The organism is Actinosynnema sp. (genome assembly GCF_052038725.1).
On sequence record NZ_JBQGCX010000645.1, the window covers coordinates 1 to 2200 of the forward strand.

Genomic DNA, 2200 nt, shown 5'->3' on the forward strand with positions numbered 1-2200 from the left:
ACCGGCCAGCCCCCAGCCCCCATCACCGCCCCTCGCGCCCGGTCCTCCTGGTAGCCCGAGCCGTCCGGGTGGTCCGGTCCTGCGTGGCCCTCCGGGACTCCCGCCTCCGGTACTCCGACGGTGGCGCCGAACGTCCCCCCACCCGGCGCTCCTCCACCTTCGGCGCAGCCGCCGCCCTCCGTCCCGGGGCGCGGGGCGGCGTGGACGGACGGCCGGGCTTGCGGCGCGCGGGGGGCCGGTAGGCCTCCGGCGCGGGCAGCCGCAGGAAGCCGCCGACGCGGCCGGGGCCGAGCTTGCGCAGTGCCGCCACCGCCTCCGGCTCGTGCCTGGCGCAGCTCGCGAGGATGCCGAACACGATCATCGTCGTCACGATCGACGTGCCGCCCGACGAGATCATCGGCAGCGTGATGCCCGTGACCGGCAGCAGCCGCACCACGTACCCGATGTTGATCGCCGCCTGCGCGACCAGCCACACCGTGAGCGTCCCCGCGATCATCCTGATCCACGGGTCGGTGTTGCGCGCCGCGATCCGCAGCCCCACCACCGCCAGCAGCGCGAACAGCCCGAGCACCAGCAGGCACCCGATGAACCCCAGCTCCTCGCCGATCACCGCGAAGATGAAGTCGCTGTGCACGTTCGGCAAGTACCGCCACTTGGCGCTGCCGTTCGTCAGCCCCTTCCCGAAGAACCCGCCCTCCGCCAGCGCGTACATCGCCTGCAGCGACTGCATCCCGGACCCGAGCGGGTCCTCCTCGGGGTCGAGGTACGCGAGCACCCGGTCCAGCCGGTAGGACGCGCCGACCGCCAGCACGACCGCGCCGCCGACCGCCGCGGCCACGATCGCGCCGAACACCCGCATGGGCGCGCCGACGAACCACAGCAGGCTGAGCAGCACCACGGCCAGCGTGATCGTGCCGCCGAGGTCGGGTTGCAGCATGACCAGCGCGAACACCAGCAGCGCCACCGGCACGACCGGCACGAGCAGGTGCCGGTACTGGTTGAGCAGCGCCCGCTTGGTGACCAGCACGTGCGCGCCCCACAGCGCCATGGCGAGCTTCGCGGGCTCGATCGGCTGGAACGAGATGCTGCCGATGCGGAACCAGGACTGGGCGCCCCAGATGTTCGTGCCGAGCGGCGTGAGCACCAGCCCGAGCAGGACGACGGACACCAGCATCGCCATCGTGCTGCTGTGCCGGATGCTGCGCAGCGGCAGCCGGAGCGTGATCCAGAACAGCACCGCGCCGACGCCGACGTACATCAGCTGGTTGCGGAACACCGAGTAGGCGGCCCGCCCCGCCGCGACCTCGCCGGGCGCCGACGCCGACAGCACCATGATCAACCCGATGGCGGTGAGCATCCCGAAGACGGCCAGCAGCAGGTGGAAGTCCGCCAGCGGTCTGCTCAGCCACGCGGTCAGCGCGCTGCGGGGGTGCCGCCACGCCCGCCCGCGCCCGGCCGTCCCCTGCTCGCGCTCGACGACGGTCACGTCCCGACCCGCCCAGGGCCGCTCATCCCGATCCACATGCGCTCATGGTCTCGCGCGCAAGCCGACACGCCGGGAACCGCACCCGCGTGTCGCGTTCACGCGAGCGCGATCACGGTCGGCGGGCCACCTGGGGGACCGCCCCCGACGGGTCGGCGGGAATTCCGAAAAGGACACCTGAACCGGTTCGGAGAACGCGCGGGCACAACACCGGGAATTCGCCGGTGAAACGCGGAGCACCGGCCACAACCCGTGCGCGCGACTCGGACGATCCACCTATAACGCCCAGGTCACGGCAACCGGGGCGCCCGTTTCACGAATCACCCCGCAGCACCCGCCCGGAAATGCGGGAGGACCCCGCGCCCAACCGGGTCACGGGGTCCTCCCACGAACACCGCCACCGGTCACCCGGCCAGTTCGCGCACCGCCTCGGCGAAGGCCCGCCCCCGGTGCGCGTAGTCCGCGAACATGTCCATCGACGCCGCCGCGGGCGCCAGCAGCACCGCGTCGCCCGGTCGGGCCAGCCCGGCCGCCGCGCGCACCGCGCCCGCCATGCCGCCCTCGGCCAGCTCCACCACCGGCACCTCGGGCGCGTGCTCCGCCAGCGCCGCCGCGATCGCCGCCCGGTCGGTGCCGATCAGCACGGCCGCGCGCAGCCGGTGCGCCTCTGCCCTGACCAGGTCGACCACCGACGCGCCCTTGAGCAGCCCGCCCGCG

The 2200-nt window shown here is 73.6% G+C and carries 1 protein-coding gene and 1 pseudogene; both read right to left on the reverse strand.

The window, feature by feature from the left end; translation table 11 throughout:
- Nucleotides 1–22: 22 nt before the first annotated feature.
- Complete coding sequence (gene ftsW / locus ACTUAL_RS13640; RefSeq protein ID WP_096496461.1) at nucleotides 23–1486, reverse strand: putative lipid II flippase FtsW; 1464 nt, start codon at nucleotides 1484–1486, stop codon at nucleotides 23–25.
- 401 nt (nucleotides 1487–1887) lie between these two features.
- A pseudogene (murD, locus tag ACTUAL_RS13645) lies at nucleotides 1888–2200 on the reverse strand (UDP-N-acetylmuramoyl-L-alanine--D-glutamate ligase); the annotation flags it as partial.